General features: G+C 40.4%; 15 protein-coding genes and 1 pseudogene. 7 read left to right on the plus strand and 9 right to left on the minus strand.

Translation table 11 applies throughout. The annotated features are described in order from the left end of the window. The first annotated feature begins 1 nt into the window (after nucleotide 1). The 6 genes and pseudogenes from PQO03_RS08535 (at nucleotide 2) to PQO03_RS08560 (ending at nucleotide 6005) form a co-directional block, all read left to right on the plus strand. Entirely contained in the window at nucleotides 2-1462 is a 1461-nt protein-coding gene (locus tag PQO03_RS08535; protein WP_274149520.1) for a DNRLRE domain-containing protein, read from the plus strand. 43 nt (nucleotides 1463-1505) lie between these two features. Further along, the gene (locus PQO03_RS08540; protein WP_274149522.1) at nucleotides 1506-2852 is read left to right on the plus strand and encodes a sialate O-acetylesterase; all 1347 of its coding nucleotides are present in this window, start codon (nucleotides 1506-1508) and stop codon (nucleotides 2850-2852) included. Between the two features lie 166 nt (nucleotides 2853-3018). Beyond that, nucleotides 3019-3714: a GDSL-type esterase/lipase family protein gene (locus tag PQO03_RS08545; protein ID WP_274149524.1), complete on the plus strand. Its 696-nt coding sequence runs from the start codon at nucleotides 3019-3021 to the stop codon at nucleotides 3712-3714. A gap of 137 nt (nucleotides 3715-3851) precedes the next feature. After that, nucleotides 3852-4034, plus strand: a pseudogene (locus PQO03_RS08550) (anion permease); the annotation flags it as partial. Between the two features lie 268 nt (nucleotides 4035-4302). Then, complete coding sequence (locus tag PQO03_RS08555; protein WP_274149526.1) at nucleotides 4303-5754, plus strand: hypothetical protein; 1452 nt, start codon at nucleotides 4303-4305, stop codon at nucleotides 5752-5754. A gap of 41 nt (nucleotides 5755-5795) precedes the next feature. After that, the gene (locus tag PQO03_RS08560; protein WP_274149528.1) at nucleotides 5796-6005 is read left to right on the plus strand and encodes a penicillin-binding transpeptidase domain-containing protein; all 210 of its coding nucleotides are present in this window, start codon (nucleotides 5796-5798) and stop codon (nucleotides 6003-6005) included. Between the two features lie 238 nt (nucleotides 6006-6243). Here the strand turns inward: PQO03_RS08560 and PQO03_RS08565 are convergent, their stop codons facing one another. From PQO03_RS08565 to PQO03_RS08575, 3 genes are all read right to left on the minus strand, one after another. Continuing rightward, on the minus strand, nucleotides 6244-8136 hold the full coding sequence (locus tag PQO03_RS08565) for a hypothetical protein (RefSeq protein WP_274149529.1): 1893 nt from the start codon (nucleotides 8134-8136) through the stop codon (nucleotides 6244-6246). Between the two features lie 213 nt (nucleotides 8137-8349). Next, nucleotides 8350-9759: a DUF1501 domain-containing protein gene (locus tag PQO03_RS08570; RefSeq protein WP_274149531.1), complete on the minus strand. Its 1410-nt coding sequence runs from the start codon at nucleotides 9757-9759 to the stop codon at nucleotides 8350-8352. Then, entirely contained in the window at nucleotides 9749-12940 is a 3192-nt protein-coding gene (locus PQO03_RS08575) for a PSD1 and planctomycete cytochrome C domain-containing protein (RefSeq protein ID WP_274149533.1), read from the minus strand. Before PQO03_RS08575 ends, PQO03_RS08570 begins: the two co-directional genes overlap by 11 nt. A gap of 265 nt (nucleotides 12941-13205) precedes the next feature. On the opposite strand from PQO03_RS08575, the gene PQO03_RS08580 reads away from it, so the two are divergent. Next, on the plus strand, nucleotides 13206-14276 hold the full coding sequence (locus PQO03_RS08580) for a Gfo/Idh/MocA family protein (RefSeq protein WP_274149535.1): 1071 nt from the start codon (nucleotides 13206-13208) through the stop codon (nucleotides 14274-14276). A gap of 341 nt (nucleotides 14277-14617) precedes the next feature. Here PQO03_RS08580 and PQO03_RS08585 read toward each other — a convergent pair whose 3' ends face one another. The 6 genes from PQO03_RS08585 to PQO03_RS08610 all read right to left on the minus strand — a co-directional run bounded on the left by PQO03_RS08585 (nucleotide 14618) and on the right by PQO03_RS08610 (nucleotide 24499). Continuing rightward, nucleotides 14618-15835, minus strand: coding sequence for a hypothetical protein (locus tag PQO03_RS08585; RefSeq protein WP_274149538.1), 1218 nt, complete (start codon nucleotides 15833-15835; stop codon nucleotides 14618-14620). A gap of 63 nt (nucleotides 15836-15898) precedes the next feature. Then, the gene (locus PQO03_RS08590; RefSeq protein WP_274149539.1) at nucleotides 15899-17644 is read right to left on the minus strand and encodes a hypothetical protein; all 1746 of its coding nucleotides are present in this window, start codon (nucleotides 17642-17644) and stop codon (nucleotides 15899-15901) included. 225 nt (nucleotides 17645-17869) lie between these two features. Then, nucleotides 17870-21286: a DUF7133 domain-containing protein gene (locus PQO03_RS08595; RefSeq protein ID WP_274149540.1), complete on the minus strand. Its 3417-nt coding sequence runs from the start codon at nucleotides 21284-21286 to the stop codon at nucleotides 17870-17872. A gap of 357 nt (nucleotides 21287-21643) precedes the next feature. After that, nucleotides 21644-22540 carry a sugar phosphate isomerase/epimerase family protein gene (locus PQO03_RS08600; RefSeq protein WP_274149543.1) on the minus strand — a complete coding sequence of 299 codons (897 nt, stop codon included), beginning with the start codon at nucleotides 22538-22540 and terminating at the stop codon, nucleotides 21644-21646. A 1078-nt stretch (nucleotides 22541-23618) separates the two neighbouring features. Beyond that, nucleotides 23619-24038: a GNAT family N-acetyltransferase gene (locus tag PQO03_RS08605; protein ID WP_274149545.1), complete on the minus strand. Its 420-nt coding sequence runs from the start codon at nucleotides 24036-24038 to the stop codon at nucleotides 23619-23621. Then, entirely contained in the window at nucleotides 24035-24499 is a 465-nt protein-coding gene (locus tag PQO03_RS08610; protein WP_274149547.1) for a DUF6194 family protein, read from the minus strand. Before PQO03_RS08610 ends, PQO03_RS08605 begins: the two co-directional genes overlap by 4 nt. Between the last annotated feature and the right edge of the window lie 159 nt (nucleotides 24500-24658).

Below are 24658 nucleotides of genomic sequence, written 5' to 3' on the forward strand. Positions count from 1 at the left end.
TATGACTCATTTACCCTATCGACTCGGATCAAATTTCAGCAGCAAAAATGCGCTCGTATTTTTTCTAGTTTTTTTTGTGATTTCAAGCAGCCTTATTGCGGACCCATCAGCAAGAATTTTATTTGATTTCGAAACAAAAAAAGACCTCGCTACATGGACTAATCAAAAGCTCGATAACTACACCGAGCCTGCTGTCGATATAGAATTGTCTGACAAACACGTCAGCCATGGTAAACACAGTCTAAAGTTGTCATACAATGGTGGTTTGTGGCCCACTGTATTTAGTGAAGCCATCAGTATTGATGACTGGAAAAACGAAAAGATTTTAAACGCGGATATAACACTATCCCGCGATGCCGTAGTCTGCTTCAGAGTGATGCAGGAAAAAAGTACACGTGATAATAATTGGGATGGCTTCGCCGGTCGATTTGAACGCACCGCTTTACTAAAAAAAGGCAACAACACTTTAGTGGCGGCTTTATGTCATAAGGGCGACCAAAAATTTGTTCCTAAATTCGGCAAAGTCGTGCGCTTTGAAATAGCTCTCTATGATGCAAAAGTTGGCGACTCAATTTATATTGATAATATACGTTTATCCCCTACTGACATGTCTATACAAGAATTGCCCTTTTCCCAACTTAAAGGGAAAATGCCTAATAGAGGCCATCACTTATTTACAGTGCTGGGCTCAAACTTAAAAGTGAAAAATATTACACATTTAGCCTCAGAACTTGCCCCCGATTGGAAGATGCCTACGCCACGCAGCATTAAAGAACTTGAAACTGAATTCAAAGAACGCTACTTAGAAATCCTTAAACTGAATCCAAATGCAAAACTCGCTATTTTTCGCGATGGCCAAGCAGGTTTTAATCCCAAAAAACCAGAACAAGTTTATTCCGCTTGGCGAGATACTTATATATCCTGCCACGAGCCTGAAAGTATGCTGACAGTTAAGGGAATTATAAATTACGGTAAAAAACCTTTGCAAGAAATTTTTATGCGTCATCGCACCGCGCTCATGAAAGCGGACTTTTCCTCAGTCCCTAAAGGTAGCAAAGTTCTAGCTGCTGAATTCGTGGTATGTCGCACAAAAGACTTTGAAGCTTCTCGTTGTGAAAAAATGCCTAATATGTGGGTTATGGAAGCCTGTAATCGTCCTTGGGTAGAAACTGAAGTCAATGCTTTTCAATACGCGCGACATCGTTATTGGAGTAATTTTAGTGGTCGTGCATGGGAAGGTGAGAACCCCGATTCATTGCCGTTATTTTTAGCCCATGGTCCTGGTCAAGGACAAGTGAACAGCTGGGACTTTACACATGCCATGAAATATTGGATAGAACAAGAAAAACCAAATTATGGTTTTTGGCTTTACGGCAATTCGAAAGACTGGTTTCTCAGAGCTCATTATAGAGAGAGCAAAGAGCTAGCATCACGCCCCGCAATCATGCTAATTTATGAATAATACTGAATTATCACAAAACCAAATAATAGGAGATAGCCTTAAAATGCAGCTTTCTAAATCCATCTTACTCTTAATGATTTTCACTTCGTCGATACTACAGGCAGACACCTTAAAACTCAGCCTACCCCATATTTTTAGTGATCATATGGTACTGCAGAGAAATCAGGAGATTACTATATGGGGATCGACAAAAGCTAAGGCTAAGGTCACAGTTCGTTTAGGTAAAGACTTGGTTTCAAGCAAAGCGGATTCTCAAGGAAAGTGGAAGGTTCTACTCGCCGCACGAAAAGCCAATAATCAGCCTGTCAGTTTGATTATAAAGAGTGCTGGTGAAACCAAAGTCATTAATGACATCCTCGTGGGAGATATTTGGCTGGGATCTGGACAATCCAACATGGAATTCCCCCTAAAGCAAACACATCTAGCATCAGCAAGCATAGCGGCCGCAAATGAGCCGCAAATCCGCTGTTTCCATGTCCCTAAAACAGTTTCTAACAAAGCAAACTCCGATATCAATGCCACTTGGAAGCTAAGTAGCCCTAAAAGCATTCCCGATTTTTCTGCTGTCTTATATCATTTTGGTAAACGTTTACATGATGACTTAGATGTTCCTATTGCTTTGATAAATAGCTCTTGGGGCGGATCAAAGATTGCCAGTTGGATGAGTTCCAATGATAAACCCGGAGAGATGTATAATGGTATGATTGCTCCTTTACGTGATTTTAAGATCAAAGGTTGTATCTGGTATCAAGGTGAAGCTAATGTCATCAAAAAAGATGGCGAGAAATACTTTGGTATGATGAAATCTTTGATTGAAGGCTGGCGTCAGTTTTGGGGCTCAGACATGCCTTTTTACTTTGTCCAAATTGCTCCTTGGTCTGTCTATGAAGCCGGTGAACTCCCAAGCCTATGGCAAGCTCAATTAAAGACCTTAAAACTGCCTGCGACCGGCATGGTTGTCGTGACAGATCTTGTCGACAACATTAATGATATCCACCCTAAGAAAAAATATGAGGTCGGCAATCGTTTAGCACTCTGGGCCTTAGCAAAAACTTACGGTAAAAAAGACCTTTTCTATTCGGGTCCTCTCATGGAAAAAGTTGTTTTTCAGGGTAAAAATGCACGAGTTCACTTCAAGTATGCCGATGGCTTAAAAAGTTCTGATGGCAAAGAATTAAAGGAATTTAAAATTGCTGGAGCAGATGGGATTTACATAAATGCGAAAGCCAAGATTTATGGTGAAACAGTAGTACTATCTGCCAATGGTCTCACGCCTGTGTCGGTACAGTTCGGCTGGCACAAAATCGCTAAACCCAACCTTGTCAATAAAGCTAATCTTCCCGCCTCCCCTTTTCAAAGTAACAAGCGGACTGACGAAACCGGTAAATAGATGGCTACGAACAAAATACGTCGATAAAATGAAACAGAAACGAGACGAGTTTTTTACTCAGTCGATCAAAGCTGATCAATAATTCATCTTCAATAATAAAATTATAATCCGCCTCATCTAGGCAAAGAAATAAACTGTCTAATCAACAAAAAAAGGAACAGAAAATATGAAAATATCATTATTAATATTCACCATGATTTCCCTCAATTTCACTGGTCATATATTTGCTCAGGAAACAGCTTATCCATCACCGCTTAAATTTGAAGGAAGTATAAAAGATTTTGAAAAACAGGAGGAACGACAGCAAACACCAAAAAATGCCATAGTCGTCACGGGCAGCTCTACAATTGTAGGATGGAAAAGCATTCACGACGACCTGAAACCCTTGACTATAATTCCAAGAGGTTTTGGTGGCAGTAATATGAATGACCTCTATCATTATTCTGAACAACTGATTATCAAGCACAAGCCCCGAGCTGTCGTTATATATGAGGGCGATAACGACCTTATTTTTAGAGTCTCACCTAAACAGATCAAAAATAAGTTTATAAAATTAAAAGACAAACTTTTAAAGGCTGATAAAAAATTAAGGATTTATCTGATTTCAGTAAAGCCGAGTATTGCTCGTAAGTCTTATTTAGAAAAGGCTAAGGAAGTTAATGAAATTTTCAAAGACCTCTGTAATTCATCCAATAATTTATACTTTATCGATACTTTTAGCCCCATGATGGATGGTGATAAAATTAAGAAAGATGTTTTCTTAAAAGATAAGCTTCATTACAATGATACAGGTTATAAAATATGGACTCAGGCAGTCCTTCCTGTTTTACTAAAAAATGAACTGAAGTTTGAAAAAAAATAAGATGCCAAACAAGCAAGTAACAAACCCCTTTCTAGCAAAAAATATTTCGTTTTATGCCGGAGCTGTTGTTGCCGTAATTGTAGCCTTATTATTAAAGAGTTACGCCTGGAACAATTCAGGCCCCTGATAAAATTGATAACCCGGCATTACTTATGATTCCAGCGACCATAAGCGCTTCCTGTGCTTTTATGTTACCTGTAGCGACTCCACCCAATACGATTATTTACAGCTCGGGCAAGGTAACGATAAGGACAATGGCGAGTGAGGGTTTTATTTTAAACATTCTCATCGCTCTGATTACCTCGACATTTTTTATTTAATGTATTCCTAATACCAGCAAAGCTGCAAGCATAAATTTTGAGTCGCCAATTGATGATTGCCACGCAGGCAATGAGTTATTGCCTATGCGGCGGGCACTTAGCTTGATGTTAAATAACATCCTCTGTTTAATTCACAAAATGAATAATGCATGCTTTTTGGCGTTGATATTTACCTGCATAGGTCATATGTTTATATGATGAATTTATCTTGCATCGGTCATAAAAGGATGCCCATTTCAAACTTCACAAAATAAGAGGTGCTAGACCCATGATACATAAAGAGTATTATATCTTACAAAAATTACAGATCGTCATTTTGATCTCTGTGTTAATGAGCTTATCAATCACAGCTAGCCCCGTCCCCGATTTAAAAACATGGCACCTAGATGAGGGACAAGATAAGCACCGTTTCATAATAGAGGCAAAGGGAGAATTTCGCCTAGGTTTCGTGCGCTCCATGAATTACGGATTATCCGAATGGTACGACCTAAAATTTGATCCTGAAGCAAAGAGTAATCTGACGCGCCGGGATTTGGGTGAAAGCGCTAACGGTTTTCAGGGTGCATTGTTTAATCAGGTGATTAACCCCTATGATGTCATTGCACATATTGGTCTAGCAGGCACACGCTTCAAAGATGAACCACGTTCATTTACTGTAATAGAGAACACTCCACGTCGAGTGATTGTAGAGGCATCCTATTTCCCCATGTTATCTGCCATAGTAACAAAAGATTTTAAATTAACGACACGTTATGTAATCTATCCCACTGGACGCATCTATATACACAACACCATGACTTTCTTAAAGGATTATACCTTGACAACATGGCGTCATGCCACTGTGAGTTTGGGAGACCCTCAGCATTACGCCTATGGGACAAAGGAGGAAGGTTTAGTTGAAGTAATAGCTGACAATACTCTTCGCAACTCTAAGGCAAAATGGATACCGGGAAGCCTTAAGAATATGCTTTTACTGCAGCCAAAATGGAATACTTGGTTGATTTTGGATAATACCGAAACTGAATTGACACTAGCCAAAAAAATTGGAGGCAAGGACTCACTAAAATCAGGAAGCTATCAAATTGGTTCTCACGAAACTGTTTATGGTTGGTTACGCGGAAATAATAATACCAATCCTGCCTCTTGGAGTAAGGACGAATCAAAATATTGCTTTACCTATTGGGATAAAACGACCCCCTCACCTTTCAGTGATTATGCACGTGCCAGTATCTTATTAGTACCATCACCAGACAATCCAATCAAAGGCACTTCACTTCTGCATAGCTGGCTTGGCTTTAAACGTCATTATTTCGGCGGTGATTTTAAGATCAGCAGGAAAAAAGGCGAAAAAATCCACCAAAATTATCTCATTCAAATCGGCGAGGAAAATAGCGAGCTTCTACCAGATATCCGTAGTAAAGAAGTCGGTGATGTATACGCAGAAAGCTATCTGAATCCACAAGCGGGACTATCCTTTGATCGTCTAGACGGAGCTTACCTCGTGGACCTCAATACGGACATTGAAATACCCGTTCTTGGCCATTATCCAAAACCGGTATTAATCTGCCGTAATTCAAAAAATCCACCGGCAATATATAAGCAAGGGAAATTACTGATATCAGGAACTGACTATTTACTCATTCAAATCGAACAGAGCTACTTAATTCAATGTCTCGAAGATTGGAATACTGGCGATATCTACAAGATCCAGGCGAAGTAATCCATCCGCGACGTTCATTCCTAAAGTAAGCCCTTTTCATATTGATCACTACCTTTTACTTAGAAAGACCCTTAAAAATCAGCGCGATCGAGCAAAGTCAATTTCTTGCTCGTTTAGCACAAGCTAAACTTCCCTTTTCTAAAAGCTTTCAACGCAATGTGGCCGAAATCATTAAATTAGACGCTCAAAAAGATTGGGTTCTTTATGCTAAGACGAGATGGGCAAATAAAATTGGCTGGTGGGTTGGGTAGAAAAAAAAGGGCGTATCTATACGTTTGCCCTCAACATGGATATGACAAATATCAAGGATGCACCTAAACGCATTGAGCTAGGGAAACAAGCTCTCAAAATCTTAGGCATACTTGATTGAAGGTTTTAATCAGTACGCAGCATAAACAGAGGCTCTTATGGGCTGAAAATCTCTTATAAGATCGATCCTCAGCCTCGATTTACCCTAGGGATAAAAAGAGCTTTAATCGTGGATCCGTTCTATTTTTGTAATACTAAATCCACCGCACCTATATCAGGACTACCATCTTCGGGGTCGCCGGCACTTTTCAACTTTTGATTTTGTGGGCGAAAGCCTTCACGAATATAAGTCAACAAATTTTGTACAGAATGCTTTCCTGTAGGGATTAATTGATTCATCGCATCCTCCATTGTGCCATCTCCCTTGAGCGATGAAGACCAAGTCAATGGATTGCGGAAAGGATCAACAAACTTTGGATCGATGTCATCTATATCATTTTTCCCAATCTCGAGATCACCTTCGAGTTTTAGTTTGCTATAGCCCTTACCTGTTTTTCCCTTGATGTAATTACTGCCTTCTTTCAGACGATAACCGGCATTGTAGTCACAATCTTGCGCTCGAACAGCTCCCTTGACACCCAAATGGAAGTCATGAACTTTTTGACCATCATTGATTTCTGATCCAATGAAGAGATTGGATTTCACATAGCTGAGTGCCCCTTTGACTGTGGGATGGGTTTCCCCTATACAAACACCTCCGGGGCCTCCTCCTGAATAAGCCGTATTTCTTCGAACGATGACGGTACTATTTGTTGTAGGAAAGACACCGCTAGTGATATTTGCCGATAGGCTTCTCGCCTTGTCAGGTCCATAACTATTGGGCATAAAAATACATCTTTCGATAATAAATTTATTTTCTTCGGGACTTCCAGAAACCGCATTTGACGACACTGGACCATCTCCTTCTGGACCAAAACTCACAGTATTTGGTCCGCTAAACCAAAAGAGGCATCCTGTTAATTTCGCAACTCCAGTTTTTCCAGACACACCCATAAAGTGAGGGTTATTGTGGGAAGTATAATCATGAATGAAAAAACAATCTTCATAGGTCTCGCCGTAAGCTAAGCGTATACCACCCTTAGCGTACTTCTCAGACCAACGGACTACATTGCGCTTAAAACTGAGCAAATCACCTTCATGATAACTAGCATCATAGCGAACGATTCCTTGGCGAAAAATCGAATCTTCAATAATGTAGCCATTGCACTTTGAAAGAGACACAAGTTCATCAAAATCGCAGTAACGAATAATACACTCGGCCCCTTTAGCGGCAGATGTTTGAAAAAGGCTTTTGCCTCTATTGACATCCTTTTGACTGAGGGGGATAGAATCAATCCATTGACAATTTTCAATAAGTAGTTTTATTTTTCCTAATCCACGTGGCGCAGTCTTACCGCATTTTTCAAATTTTGTATGGCTTAAACGTATTTCCATATCATCTACCTGATTATATTGCCAAGCATAGAACTGTTCATTTCCTAAACCCAGAAAGTGACCATAGTCTGACTCTATAGCCCCGCCTCCTTTACTGGAGAAACGGTAAAAACTACCATCTTTTTGTTTGACCACACGAAAACCATCAGCAATAAAAGCACGGTTAAGCGGTGTGCTTATGACTTTTGCCCGATTATCACTTTTACCTTTCAAAAATAATTTACCTAAACCCTTCTTCAAGGGTGCAAGAGCGAGGGGATAACAGGTCTCTGTATCACAAGTTTCCGCGTTCATTTCAAGGGTAGCTCCTTCGAGAACCTCTATACTGCCATGAGAAACAAAAGCCCCCTTGCAAGATAGCGTGGCTCCATTCTCAATAGTGAGTATGGCATCAGGCTCAAGCTGGATTGCAGGTGCTGCATCTTCTTCATTAGACGACTTGCCAATTAGAGTATTTTGAGTGATTCTAATACGGTGACTGATACTTACTTGATCACCCTCGGCGGGTAATATATTACCATCCCAAGTTTGAGCGTCATTCCAGTTGCCTGAAGCAATACTTTGTATGTGGGCAGCCTGAGATTGCTGACAGCAAAGACTTATTAGCAAGCTTGCCAACAAGAAATGAATATTTTTCATAATAATCCTAATATAAGTGATTTAAGTTCTTTTCGAAAAGTTTGGCTCTTTTTATAGCTGTGTTGAGAGACACGATAAGATAAGTAAGACAAGTGATTTTTATTATGCTCAAAAATGTCAACATCATAGTAGTTTTCTTTTAACCATTTCCCTGCAATTTCACCCTTAGTTCCCGATTTTTTACCAAAGATTCCAGTTGCTTCGATATCATGGTCAGAGGATATCGTGCCAAACTTCTCCGTGAACATCGGTAAGGCGCATATCACGACCCGAGTGACGGTAGGTCAGCCGCTCATGGTTAAGACCCAATTGGTGCAAGATTGTGGCCCACATATCATAGACGGTTGAAACCTTCTCACTTGCATAATAACCAAGCTCGTCAGTTGCTCCGTATACAGTGCCACCTTTGGTACCACCACCGGCCATCCACATGGAAAAACCATAAGGGTGATGATCTCGGCCAGTAGCACCTTGAGTAAAGGGCGTACGACCAAATTCAGTGGCAAAAACCACGAGGGTCTCATCGAGCATACCGCGTTGTTTTAGATCTTGCAATAGAGCTGCGATGGGTTGATCAACATGGTCCGCCATTTTTTGGTGGCCAAATTCTAAGTCTGAATGTTGATCCCAAGGAGCGCCATCATTTCCAAACTTAGACGTCTTGCAACAATTGAGCTCGACAAAACGCACCCCACGTTCAACTAAGCGACGCGCCATCAGACATTGCTTGGCGTATTGAGACTTATGCTCATTTTTATCATCGACACCATAGAGATCTCGAGTGGCCTGTGATTCTTTGGACACATCGGTTAATTCGGGCACAGATTCCTGCATAGCATAGGCCGTTTGACTATTTTTTACCGAGGAGACAATAGCCTCTTCATAAGCAATTTTTTTTGAAAAGCGTTGATCAAGATTTTTAATAAGCCCTAGCATCTTTCGTTGTTTTTTATCTTGCATCCAGGGTTTGATGTTGGGTACGGCCTGATAACCTGATCTAATATTGAAGATGGAGCCCTGATGAATCGCAGGTAAAAAGCCATTGCCAAAAATACTGACTCCACCGTGAGGAATACCTGAATTTTTGGATTTGAGCACAACATAACTGGGCAAATTTTTATTTTGACTTCCGCAACCATAGCTCACCCAAGCGCCCGCACTGGGATTACCAAGAAAGGGAAAGCCTGTATGCATAAAGAAATTTCCTTCCGCATGCTCAGAGAACTTGGCCGTCATTGAACGAACCACTGCTAGGTCATCCGCCATGTTGGCAATATTGGGAAATAAGTTTGTCATTTCGATACCCGATTTACCATAATGCTTGGATTTCCAGGGACTCGCTAAAATATGGCCATTATGGTCGAATTGAGTTTTTTTGACTTTCATGGGCATGGGCTTACCATGCATCTTGGTGAGCAAAGGTTTGGGATCAAAGGAATCCACATGAGAGACACCACCCGACATATAGAGAAAGATAACGGATTTAGCTTTGGCTTTATGATGTAACTTGGGGACATACTCAGCAGCTTCTGCCGAGTTCAAGAAGCTCGAGAGTGCACTAGCACTCACTCCCATGGAAGTGAGCTTCATAAAGTCGCGACGATTAATGTCATTAGTGGACATAAATAAACTCCTTTGAGTTGAGAATACTGAGTGTCAATGAAGCTAGGTTCTCTTCTTTGAGGTAATTCAGACAAACGGCTAATTCTTGCGCGCGTGGCGGTCGCGCATAGGCTTGTTGATAGATTTCCCTGATTTGCTGCTCAGGAGTCTTTAGCGCTTGATTTGAGCTGATAATCTTTGCCCATAAGCTTGCGGAGTTCCTGGCAAATTCACTATTCATCAGTAGTAAGGCCTGTGCAGGAACATTAGTACTGTTACGTGTACTTATGCTGCTGACGGGTATAGGAGCATCGAAACTTAATAGAAAGGGATCTAGTTTGAGGCGTTTCACAGGATTATTTATAGTTCTGTCAGGGCTCTTACTTATAAAAGATATCGAGTCTTTGATGGCCTCGGCATCAAGCCGACGAGGTGTATAATAACTAAAATATTTATTAGCTAAATCAAGGTCTAAATTTTTACTGCGAGCCTCACTAGATAATTTAAAAGTTCGACTCATCAGCATTTGCTTCAGTGTGCGTTTAATCGACCAGCCATTTTTTTCGAAATCAAGAGATAGTTGATCTAAGAGTTCTGGGTGTGAGGGCTTTTTACCCAATAAGCCAAAATTATCCGTTGAACTTACAATTGCCCGACCAAAGACGTAGCCCCAAAGTCGATTGATCAGTACACGCGTTTTGAGCGTATTGTTTTTGCTTACCATATCCTGCGCTAATTCTAAGCGACCGCCGCCGGGGCCCTGGTAAATATCTCTCGAAAAAATTTCTAAGAACCCACGAGGGATGATTTCGCCGGGCTTCCTGTAGTCGCCACGAACCATGAGCTTTTGATCTTCAACGTGGCCTTTGATCAAGCCAGGTGCTCGGCGTGGAATCTCGATTTCCATTTCGAGTTCTCGGTAGCGTTTGATGAGTTTTTGTAGGCTCTTTGGCATGGTGCTTACTTGGTTAGATAAAATGCCCGTTTTGATCATGGCATCAATGAATTGCGCCTCTTGATCAGAGCTAAGTTGAGATTTCCAACCCTTGAGTGAATGACTGAGGACCTTACTATAGGCTTGAATAAGGTCTTTCTTATTATGTATTTTGCGAGGGTCGCATAGATCAACTAGGCTAGCTCCAATTAATTTGGGCTTACTTTCCGCAATAATGAGTTCAGAAATACCAAACCAACTGCGCTGATGGTGGTTTTCAGTGCCGATAATAGCTTGACCAGAAGTCCTCACTTCAAGGTGCATTTGCTCCCCATTCCAGTACTTCATCCTGCTGTTACCGATATTCCAGGCCCATTGCTTATTGCCGAGTATGGATGTTTTGTGCAGGGGACTATGATCTAGCGGGTAGTTCCTCACCATGGATTTCATAGAAGATAAGTCACCCATAGATCTTACCCAGAGCCCTTTATTCTCTACCTTGAAGTTTTGGCTGCTGAATAGCGCCGCGTGTTTCTCTGAGAGTAAATGGCTAAAGAAACCACTTGAGTAAACACCTTGTATGAGTTCATCTCCTTGGTGTTTGATCGCGAAACTTCCCGCAGGACTGATTTTACTCGCACTTGAGTTGCCCTCGACAAAATAATTCTCATCCTGCTTCGCTTGGCGAAAATCTAAGTAGAGGCTGGCGTTTTTACGAAGTTTTTCATTGCTAATGCGTGCTTGATCTAAAGCTGATTTTATTTTAGTAAGTTCGCTATTGAGTTCTTTGTGATTCAATAAACTAAGAGCGTTTATGGGATGATGCTTCAGGGAGTAAAGCTTTTGCTCTTTTTTCTTAGTAAGAAGAGCCTCTTCTAAAAGTTTCTTTTGCTTAGCCAGAAGAGCGTCTTCTGAAGGCTTTGTTTGCTTATCTTCTTTTATCTCTACAGGCTTAGTAAATAAATCTAGGGCTTTGGCGGAAAAATCGGGTTTTTCACTCAGCCAAAAATCGACGAGCTCACTACGAATTGATCGCTTTAATTGACTTAATTCCTTATTATTTCTATTGAGGATTTCGGGAGTGCTAATGAGTGTATTACCAATACGGTTACTTGTAAGAATGCCATATACACGAAAGAAGTCGGCCTGACTGATAGGGTCAAACTTGTGGTTATGGCAACGTGCACAAGAAATGGTAACACCCATCATCGCTTTTCCCAAAACATCGATCTGATTATCCGTTGATGATACTAGTTCACCATGAGCATCGGTAGGCCCAAATCCATAAATATTCATACGGAAGTGAGCTGGACCAATAGCTGATTCATTTATTTGTAGATCTTTGTTGATTCGAGGCTCTACTAAGAGGTCACCAGCAAGGTGTTCTTGGAGCAGCTGCTTATAGGAGACATCTTCATTAAGCGCACGAATGAGGTATTTTTTATACTCTTGACTATGGGCAATAGCGGGATCTTCTTGTGAACCATGTGTTTCCGCATAGCGATACCAATCCATCCAATGACGAGCCCAGCGTTCTCCAAAGCGAGGCGAGCAAAGTAATTGGTCTAAATACGCTTCGTAATTCTCTGGACTTGGATCTGATTCATAGCGCACAACATCTTGATAAGCCGGAGGAGTTCCAGTGAGTATGAGCGCAGCACGGCGGATGAGTGTAGCGGGATCGGCTAAGTCCAATGCTTTGAGTTTTACTTTCTTTTGCTTAGCATAAATGAAGCGATCGATAAGCGTTTGATTCCACTCAGGATCATGTACAATGGGTGGATTAGTTTTTTTGAGGGGCTGAAATGACCACCAACGAGCACGCTTATCGCGTACAAGTTCCCAAGGCACGGCATTTTCTAAGTCTTTTTTTGTCGGTGGGCTCAGACGCGGATCGGGGGCACCCATATCAATCCATTTGGCAAAATTGGCGATGACTTGATCCGACAACTTTGGTTTCTTAGCGGGCATCTCCATGTCCTCTTCTTGATGACGAATTGTAGTCATTAAATAACTCTCCGCAGAATTCCCTGGGATGATTGTGTCGCCGGAATCACCGCCTGTAAGCAGAGCATTTTTCCAATCCAAAGCCAAGCCACCTTTCTTTTTTCCACCATCCGCTTTACTGAGACTATTATGACAATCATAGCAGCTCTCAGCTAAAACAGGACGTATATGAGTTTCAAAGAATTCTACCTTTGACGCTGCAAGTGCATTCACTTTTAGGCTAAGCGCCAACAGACATAAAATTATCTTAAATATTCTCATAAATCAAAAACCTCGGGCTAAAAGCTGGCTGAAAAAATTATACGTAGCTGTGTAAACCTAGCCTTAGTGAATTAAAATTTGACTTAAAGCACATTGTACGATTTCGTTTGAAATAACTTATTTATCTTAATTCATAAAATGAACTATATCAAGTTGCCTTAATGATTTTACATGATATTTATAATTGTATCTTTTGGTAAATATAAAATTTATATCCAGTAAAAAGTTAGCGCTGGCGCTATCATAATAATAAGGAAAAATAAGAATGAAAAAAATAAAAATACTCGTCGTGGGTTGTGGCAACATGGGAAGGTCTCATGCACTTGCCTACCATCAACTCGAAGGATTTGAAATTTGTGGCATTGTCTCCCGTGGCAAAAGTAAGGAGCTACTTAATCAAGAATTGGGTGGCTCACACGCCCTCTTTTCAGATTATGCGGAGGCTTTACAAACATCTAAGCCCGATGCCGTCTGTATCTCTACCTATCCAGATACCCATGAAAAATTTGCGCTCATGGCTTTTGAGGTGAATTGCCATGTTTTTCTTGAAAAACCCATAGCTCCAACAATCGAAGCCTGTGAACGAGTCGTTAATGCTGCTATTAAAGCTGATAAAAAGTTACTCGTCGGCTACATCCTCCAACATCACCCCTCATGGAAAAAGTTTATTGATTTAAGTCAAAACATGGGTAAGCCGCTAGTGATGAGAATGAACCTAAATCAACAATCGAAAGGCGAGATGTGGGAAACACATAAAAGCCTTATGAACAGCATGTCACCCATTGTTGATTGTGGCGTTCATTACGTCGAAGTGATGTGCCAGATGACTGCTGAGAAACCGATTCGAGTCAGTGCCATTGGAGCAAATCTAAGCTCAGATATAAAGCCTGGAATGTATAACTATGGTCAACTTCAAGTGACATTTGACGGTGGCTCAGTGGGTTGGTATGAAGCCGGATGGGGACCCATGGCATCAACTAAAGCCTTTTCTATTAAGGATGTATGGGGACCAAAAGGCGCTGTTACAATGGGCGCAGACAAGCCTTTGAATGAGCAGCAATCAGACAATGTAGATTCGCATAGTAAAACGGGGGGACTTAGAATTCATTCAGCGGAAATTGATGACAATAATCAATTCATTAACAACGATGAATGGATAGATACGGGCGACGAACCTGATCATGATGGCCTTTGTTTTCTTGAGCAAGAGTATTTTCTCAAATCCATTCTTGAGAACATTGACCTCAATGAACACATGCAAGGGGCTATTGATTCACTTAAAATAGTTTTAGCCGCTGATAAATCCTTTAAAACTGGCCAGACAATCTCACTTTAAGAACCCTTATTAATAATAACTTTAACGCCATAAAAAACAAAAAAGTTAGCTTGAATCATCAAGCTAACTAATAAGTGAAAAGTTCTGAATCATTCATTAAAAACGACTTATAGGCCGATAGATCCAAGATCTTTAATGCAGGCGACGTTTACTGATTAATGATATTTCACTAGGCCTATAAGTCGGCAAAAGTTATTCTAAAAGGCCATCAAGATAATTGACAAAATGTAGCGCACAGCTCCAGTCTATAGTATTTTTACAAAATCATGAAGCTAACACGCTTAATAACGAATAAAAAACCGTTCAGCACTAGCTAAACGGTCCTTAGTAAGCTCTTCAAATTATATTCCAGCACTCGGATAAGAACTCTTATTCGTACAAGTCGCTCTATACTCTTCTGCGATCTTTAAAGCCACTTCACGTGATCTCAAATCAGGTAAAACCTTACTCGTATTTGAACCCAAAACTAGTAAGTATTCTTGACTAATAGATTCGTCTTTCTTCATCGAAAAAGACCCGTATTCATAGTACATACGCTTAAAACCTTTCCAACCGTGTATACCGGCACCAAAACCTTGTTTTTCATTTGCCGGCGAAGGCACTAACATAATGCTTGCAGAACTCCAACTCTTATAGGGTTCAGGTGTTGAAGGGTCCCAGTAAGCATAGATAAATTTCGAAGTTTTTTCATGCCACGTTTTTGGAAAAGCCACACTATCACCGCGAAGCCAGCCAAATTTCGTACGACGCGAATCAATTTTATAGTCTCCTGCTAGCAAAGGTTTATTCGCTCCAGAAATTTGTTTCCCAAGAGCTAGTGTATTTTCTGTATTTGAAATGATTTCATAACTACGCCAATCGGGTAAATTAAGCTGATAACCACTCCATTGATCCGTTTTCCATTTTTTGCTCTTATCCGTCATCGTTTTATCAGCTTCAATAATCATCTTACCTGAATCAGTATTGACTTTATAAGTGGGATCAGATAAGCCTACAATCGAGTTACGCCACATGGTGATATCCTGTGCCTCAATGGCTATTAAGGTATTCTTGATGAAAATTTTCCCATCTGGATAAATTGTATAACGAGTCTTAAATAACAGGCCTTCATTTTTTTTACCCAGCATTGGATGATGGGAATTTTCCAAAACTACCTTTATAGGGCTTCGCTCCAAAACTTTAATACTCCGCGGCACTTCCTTAAAGTGATTTTTCGCACCCGCCACATGCGCAATTAAATCATCGGGGTTTAAACATTGGTTAAATAAAGCCCCCTGCTCATGCACAGGGATATAATTTGTCGCATTGTCGGTCAAATCAAACAAAGCATCAGGATCATGCTTTAAATCAAACCATTGAGACAAACCGTAATTGAGGCCATTTTCAAAAGCTAAGCGAAAGTTCCCAGGAGATTCTACTATAATTTTATGATTAAGTCCTTTCCCTTCTTGCGAAGTCTTCAGTTCCAATTGTTTAGCTGATACCGTTTGAAACGTCATCAAACAAATGAACACAACTGTCACCAATCTTGCTGTTCTACATTTTAAAAATTTATACATATAAATACCTAAATAAGTTTATAAAAAAATCATTTTTACTGTGAACTAAATCCGTGAGTCAATTTAAATATTTACTCGAGCAGACGAAGTTTTTTTATCCATCTTCACTGCACCCATATCAGGGCTGCCATCACTTGGATTACCTGCAGCTTTTAATTTACTATTCTGTGGGCGCATACCTTCTCGAATATAGCCAAGTAATTGGTAAACTTGAACTTCTTTTTTACAGGATAAATTATCCATGAGAGAATTCATACTAGCCTTACCACCTAGAGTGACTGCCCAACTATAGGGATTGCGATTCACATCGACAAATTGCGGATCGACATCATCAATGTCATTTGCGCCTATGGTAGGTGTTCCTGAGAATTTCAGTCTGTTATATCCTTTGCCAGTTTCAGCACTATGATTACTACCCAGAGATATTCTCCAGGACGCATTATAACTCACATTTTCATCCGTCACTGAATCAATAACTGTATGAGACATATTATTGATTTTATAGCCGCTATCGTTACCAATAAATAAGTTAGAGCTTATGTCTTTAATTCGTCCTAGACCACAAACATTGGTTTCACCCAAATTCAGTCCGCCAATATTAGTCGTGAAAATTGTGTTGCTTTTAACTTCCACTGAAGAGTTGTTAGATTTGTGTAGAATCGTTATAAGTGTCGTTGATAAATTATTCTTTTTATAGGGACCATAGATATTAGGCAGTACAATATTTCGTTCCACAGTAAATAAATTATCTTCCGCTGAACCACTTTTAGCGTGTCCAACCATGACTCCGTCACCTTCAAAACCCCTGTTCTTTTCATCTCCCCCATTCTTTCCGCCAGTAAACCAAAAAAGTGATCCATATATACCTCCTTTTCCCTGACCGGTACTAACGCCTATATAATGAGGGTTCCAACTACCAGTATCCTTAATAAATACACAGTCTTCAATTATACGACCGAAGGGAATAGCAAATTCCGTACCATCTTGCAAGGACCTAATAAAATTACCTTTAAATGATTTCCATGGTGGACACATATGCGGATAACACTGTATGCCCTCACGAAATACATTTCCCTCTACCACATAATTCTCAGCGTAAAAAAAGCCAAGTGTTTTATCGAAATCACAATTTACAATAGTCGCTTTACTACCTGCGGAGGCTTTGGTTTCGTGGATATACCATAGCTCATATTTCTTGCGTTCCGATTTTGGCTTCACTTGTGAGTGCTGCCATTTACAACGTAAAAAGTTAAGTTCAGCATCCGCAGGTAATCGTGTCTTATGCTTGACTTGAAAACATTTATCAAATACACAATCTTCTAAATCTATGGCCCCTGAATTAGCATTAATCGAATACTCATAAGCTCGATAAGTTGGTGCCCCACCCAAACCTTTAAAAATGGCATTTTTTGCCACTACTCGGCCTCCACCATTAGAATTACCATCGCTAATATAAGCAACTGGCGAGCCTTCTTTTGCGTATATCACACAAGGCTTTTGCTTCGTTCCTTCTATCTTTAATAAGCCGCCTGACAGAATGTTGATTTTGCTCTCCTGGCTACCATCAATCTCGATTTGTGCGCCTGGCTTAAGGATGAGTTGACCCGCAATACTGGACGTCGAATGTAAAGTAAGTTTTACGTCTTCTCCAACTGTTAAACTCGCCCCTGCAGCAATGATAAGCTGCTCATATACCGTATCTTTATTGAGTGATTTTTTAGATTCAACTTTCTCCTGTGCATGAACAAAAGAGATTATAAAAAATGATAGTACAATTGAATAAATTTTGTTTTTCGTTTTGTAGTTCATATCTTTTCCTAATTCATTATTAATGGATTCACAATATATAATAATTCATAAAATGAATTATATCAAGCTTAATTGATAAAAAGCCTCTATTTATTGCTTTGAATGTTTATTGAAATCGCTGATTTTGATAAAGTTTTGATGACTGGGAAAGGAAAGCGTCTATCAATTAATACACTGAAAATCAGTGGAAAATCCCCTTCGGAAAGCACGCAACTAATATTTATATTAATGACTACTCTTTTTCGGTGCAGCATCTTTCTTTCTTAGTGTTTTTAGCGAACAGAGGTATTCCACTAAATCACGGATTTCATGAGCTTTGAGTAAGTATTTCATTGGTGGCATCCCTGAAATAGGATCCTGGTGCTTGATAATATTTACATTTTTATAAGTCTGCAGTTTCCCATCTGCCATTTTTAGCTTCACACCATCTTTAGTGTGCCCCATGAAAACTCCCGATATATCTCCCTCCTCTTTAGTTTTGATCACCATCACACCATATCCTGGTGCGACCACGGCCCCAGGATCTACAATCCCCTGCAAGATATATGCTCGTGTCCTTTGCTTGCCAATGAGCGATAAGTCTGGCCCCACTTCGGAGCCAAAACCATTCACCTTGTGGCAACGTATGCACTGAGCTGATCCATGGTTAAAAAACACATCTCTACCGCGGTCAATTTCACCACCTCGTTGCAATGATTCATATTTGCCGACACCTTTTTCTGCGTCCAAGGATTTTTCATACTGCCTTATCACTTGAATGAAATTTTGTGATGTCTGTTTTTTAGATGCCTCTAAAATCTCCAGCATACATTCTCGGTCACCGCCCCCTGCACTAATCTTGGACATTTCTGTGAAAAGTAATTTTTGAATCTTTATCGGAGCTTTATTCCCTATGAGCTCATAGGCAAGTTGGCGCTCTTTCGTCGATCCTGACTTAAAAATGCGAATGGACTGCTCATACGCAGATGGTATTTTCAATGAATACATCGCCTTTTGAGCAGCAAGGCGCATGGCTGGATTGTGATCGTCCAATAAATCAATGATGAGCTCATTTATATTGAGAGTTTTTCGTTTCAGTAAAATCGCTAAAGCCCCGAGGCGAACTTGATCCTTTAAGTCATTATCAATGACTTGTGACTCGATGATTTTTGACGATAAGTGAAAATTATATTTGACTGCAATACGATTTAATTGCGCTAAGAGATCTCCTTTTTTAAACAAGGCTTCTAAGGAATTTTTTACCTGCTCTTTAATATCCTCCCGAACAGCTAAAAGCTGACGAGGCAAGCCTGTGGTATTATCGAAATCCACATGATCGTTCCATGCTTCAATAGCAATTAATGCTTCTTGGCGGAGTTCATTACTTAAATCATCCCTTGACGCATACTTGAGTAAGCGTTGAGCAGCCCTCTTATCTCCCAGGTAATAATTAGCATTGATGACTCGATAATGTATAAACTTCTCAGGCTCATTTTTCGGTGCTTCTAAATCATTCAGTATTAATGCCAATTTTTCTTGTGCATTTGGAATAACTAAGTCATTAATCGCTCGGATAGCTTCAAACTTAATCTCTTTATTTTCATCACTTAGAAACTGTACTAGCTTAGGTGATTGACGTTTTCTTAAACTCAATAAAACTCCCATGCGCACTGCTTTTGAATCATCATTCATGTATTTCGTGAGCAAAGCCATGTTCTCGGTGCCCGCCAATCCCATAACTAAGCCATGCTGTAAAAACAAATCCTTGCCATCATTCTTTTCGAGTGCCTCGATCAAAGCGGGTACCGCCCCTTCATGGGCTAACCTTCCTAAAGCAATGCCTGCATACATGACAACTCGTTCATGAGCATCACCTAATGCTTGAATTAAAGCTTGCACCGCTCCTACATATTTGTGATCACCCAAAACACGTGCACACTGAATACGAACTTGATCATCCTCATCATTCAACATTATTTCAACGAGTATTTCCAAACATTTATCATTATCTTTTGCCATCATTCCTAGCCCCCAAACTCCATGAATCCTTTGTAATTGTGGTGCTGATAAATCCTTCACTGCACGGCTAAAAAGAGCTTTACCGGATTCATTTCTCTTGGCCAACTCAAACTGGGCTCTCATGCGAATTCTCTGATGATCCCTTGCTAAGAGCTCATAGACTTGCTCATCGGTCTTATCCGCAAAGCTACTTGTGAGTATTTTCTTATCTTCCAGAATTTCAGCTTTATTCATTTCCTCACTCAATTCAAGTGTATAAATACTTCCTACATCCTGATTAAAAAATCCGCCGTGGTTATACTCAGAGATATACATCTTACCATCAGGGCCAAACTCCATATCAACGCAATTGGAACCCCCAAAAAACAGTTTGTCATTAGTTGTTTTGAAACCCGCCCCCTGCTCAAGAATATCAAAGGACCGTAGATGAGTACTGAGGCTACTTCCCATAAATATATTAACAAAAAATTTGTTATTAAATAACTTCCCAAAACTATTTCCAGGATTAAACAAAAACCCTGAGGGGCCACCATTGATTTGCCCTATGGCAGGAAGCATGAATGCGGGCTGATTTATATTTCTTGTTTTCCACATATCCTCTACCATCCAAGCACTCAGTAACTTTTTTCTGTCCCCATAAATACTAGAACGATAAGCCAATTTATTTCCAAATGATAAAAGTGCTTGGTGCCCCGCATGCCAGCCAGAGTCCCCTCCTTCTAACAGGTAATTAATACGTTCTAAATCACCATTATCAGAATCATTATCCGCCGTAAATAAATTCCCGTAATTATCGAACTGTAACTCTTGCGGATTGCGCAATCCACGATAAAAAACTTCTATATCACTACCATCCGCATCACAACGAAATACGGCCCCTTCATGAGGCGAATGAAATTCCTTGCCTTCCTTAGTCGTGAAATTATAACCACGATCACCTATGCTCCAGTAAAGCTTGCCATCAGGCCCCCACACCAAGCCATGCATATCATGCCCAGAGAAGCTCATTCGTACTCCGAAACCATCTTGAAGAGAATTTCGTTTATCGGACACTCCGTCACCATTCAAATCTTCAAGTACCCAGAGATTAGGTATATTGGCATAATATATTTTCCCATCACGTTCAATAATACCAATGCCTATACCATCTAGTACATCATTAAATCCATTCGCAAAATACCTTGATCTATCGGCTCGACCATCGCCATCACTATCTTCAACAAGTCGGATTTTATCTTCTTCCGCGGTGTAATGGCTCATAGGGATTTTACTTGCATGTTTTTGATACATCTTTAAACGATCCGCATTCGTTTGGATCAAGAAATCATCTTTCAACATGTAGGGGCGCTCACGTATATCATCCACACCGTGCTGCCAACGATCAATTTCAGCGACAAAAAGACGGCCGTGACTATCGAATGTAATGGCGCTGGGATTTTTCACCTGAGATTCATCCGCCCAAAGCCTGGCTTTAAATCCCTTGGGGATCTCAAAGTTTTTAATTTTTAGAGCTGCTTTTTTTTCGTAATCATCTGCGCTGTGAGTAGTTTCATTTGCTATTGCCCGCATTTCAAAAGAAATGCATAAACTCAAGACGATGACTAAATTTATTTGGGCCACCATAAAAGAAAATCGTTTAATCATGTTTACTTCCTCTATTTTTTTGGTATTCATAATTTTAATGAAGATATAAGCCCTAATTATCCATCATCTTTCTAGGAGCCACTTGAATTTCAAGTATGAATTCACATTCAGTCAGACTTAGTCAAGCCTAGGAATGCCGAGCACCAACTTGGCTTCAAATCCGGATCAATAGTCAAGCCTGGGAACGCCGAAGACCAGCTTGGATTTTAAGTCCATTCACCCTTTTCATAGTTAATGATCCATCTAGTCACATACCTAATTAGTGGTCCATCCTGGAACGCCGAGCACCAGCTTGGCCTATAATTTCCATAGTTAATTATCCATCTAGTCACATTCTGGATTTATAGCACGTCATCATTAACTCTTATAATTTTTAAATTGCTTCTGCTGTATTTTTCGGAGGAGATTACGCGTCAGTTTAATACCCTCAATTTCACTATGTTTATTGCCCTCATACTCAATTCCTACATAGCCCCTGTAACCCGCATCTAGAACCAGTTTCATCATCTTTTCATAATCACTATGAACTTCTCTTCCTCGTGAATCAAACTCATGACTTTTGGCGCTGACACCCTTGGCGTAGGGCATTAATTCCCGCACACCTTGGTAACGATCATAATCATTGAAATTTCCGAAATCTGGTAAAGTTCCACAATTCTCTAAATCAACTTTTTTCATCAGTGATTCAAGCCATTTCCCATTCGATGATAAACCACCATGATTTTCTACAATCACATTCATTTTCAGTGTCTTTGCGAAGATCGCTAATTGTGTCAATCCATCCGCCGCTAAGTTCATTTGCTCATCATATGAGCCCGTCGACTTGGCATTAACTCGAATAGAATGACAACCCAAAAATTTAGCACTTTCCACCCAGCTAAAATGATTTTCTACTACCTTTCTTCTCTTGGTCTTATCTTGATCGCCTAAATCACCGAGGCCATCACACATCATTAGGACACTTTTTACACCATGATCATCACAGCGTTTTTTAAGATCTTTGAGATAAGTATCTGTATTATTAGGGAAGAATCCATTCACATATTCCACTGCATCAATCCCAAAAGTTTTTTTAGTGAATTCGGGAAACTGCAAATTTGATAATTCTCTAGATTCCAACAAACGATGTAGTGACCATTGTGCTAAGGAAATTTCAAATAATGCTTTCTCATCAGGTGAAATACATGATGTAGAGAGTCCCAAACTTAGGGCTGCACTAGTCCTGAGAAAATTCCTGCGATTTATTTCTTTCATATTTATCCTTTGTCAAAGCTATCATTCACTAGCCCTTATTAGCTCTATAAATTTCACGATTATCCTATTTTATTCATATTATGAATTAAATCAAGCGGAAAATATTTTTAAGGTCTTAATACCTAAGCTAGCTACAGAAGAAGTACACGGAAATTAAATTTATCGATTGCTTAGTATTTTTACCGCGCCTCAGACAAGTAACTCAATCGTATCATAGATAGCGTCCACTCAGCAAAGGGCTTGTGGATTCCGCCCGTATGGCAATACCTCCCCGCCGGAGTGAGGCGATCTAAACGCCTAACAGCGAGTTGCGGCTGCCACCGCAGGCGGTAAAAAAGAAAGCCAGTGAAATTTTAATCATCTGCCCGTATGGCAATACCTCCCAGCCGGAGTGAGGCGGATTAATACACCTTTGTATTTATTTGATGAGCAGGGACTCCGTCCCCTTCCCTGCAGGGTGTGCCCTCCCTGGGAGGCGGATAAAATTTTAATTATCTGCCCGCGGTAATGCCAAAAAATACCTGTCCCTAAGTCATCTTCTCCGAACAAGAACATGCCAAGCTGATGCTTGGCGGTCCCAGGGAGTCGGGTAAAACATTAAATCATCCCCGCAGGGGCATCCGCCCGTATGGCAATACCTCCCCGCCGGAGTGAGGCGGATTAATCCACCTTTGTATTTTATTTGATGTCTAGGGACTCCGTCCCCTTCCCTGCAGGGTATGCCCACCCTGGGAGGCGGATAAAATTTTAATTATCTGCCTGCGGTGGCAGCCGTGCCCGTATGACAATACCTCCCCGCCGGAGTGAGGCGGATTAATCCACCTTTGTATTTTATTTGATGTCTAGGGACTCCGTCCCCTTCCCTGCAAGGTGTGCCCACCTTGAGAGGCGATAAAAAACATTATTAATAACCCCTTTTTTTATCTGCCCCCTTTTTATCCGCCCGTATGGCAATACCTCCCCCGCTGGAGTGAGGCGGATTAATCCTCCTTTGTATTTATTTGATGAGTAGGGACTCCGTCCCCATCCCTGTAAGGTGTGCCCACCTTGAGAGGCAATTTTAAAATTAAATCCCTCCTTATTGTATTTCCATGAGGTAACTATTTTTCAGTTCACTTATAGTCAGAAAACCTAAGCTTTCATAGAGACTCTTTACACGATTGCCTTTGAGCACAGTTAATCGCAACGGCATCTTCAATTTTTTTGCGTCTGCAATAAGCTCACGAATGACTTGCGTTCCTACCCCCTGCCCTTGAAAATCAGGACGTATTGCGATATCCGCAAGATAGAGGCAATCTTGCTGTGTTTCTGTATTAAGGTAGCCAATACTCTGCTCATCAAACAGAATAATCTCGGCATTTCCATTATTGAAACTAATACGGAAATTTTCGGAAACCCATGGCATTTCCAGTGCATCAAAATAGGGTTTGAGCAATGATTGATAAAGAGGCTCCACCCATTCGAGGTCACTGGCAGTAACCTTTCGTTTACTTATCATAATTTACCTGCGGATTTGAGTTTTTTACTGAATTTCTCTTTCGCACTCGAGTAAGCTTCTTGAAGTAATGGCGATAATTCTGTAAAGGTTTCTTGAGAAGGATTCAATACCTGAACCCAAGACATCCACCCATATATCGGGTGCGGCATTAGGCTATTGAGCTTTTCAAAATCATCTCTCGTATCAACGATCCCACCCTTATTCGCTCTCTTAGGCTGATCGCCAAATCTAAGTTTATAACTTGCTTTTGAAACCCCCATACTCAGTCGAAAGATGCCCGCCCTATCAAGAGCGGAGGCTTTATCATTATCCCCATTTTTTTCTTTTATCGTACAGAAGTAGACTCCATTTGGCAAAACTTTCCCTGGATTATAAAATAAGGAAGTTTCTCCCCAAGTAGATTTGGGAATTACACCTTCAAATTCACTTAGGACCTGCTCTATGATTAACGCGGGAGTCATACTCACCTTCTTAAGTCTTTTAAAGTTAATGGGGGCCTAAGAAAGGAGCACATAAAGTGTTTTTATACTAATCATCATATAAAAATACCGTTGATCAATATCCTTAAGTGAAAATAATTCTCCAGATGAAAGGGCATGGTGCTCCGCACACGAGATGGG

This window comes from Lentisphaera profundi (assembly GCF_028728065.1).
GTDB lineage: Bacteria > Verrucomicrobiota > Lentisphaeria > Lentisphaerales > Lentisphaeraceae > Lentisphaera > Lentisphaera profundi.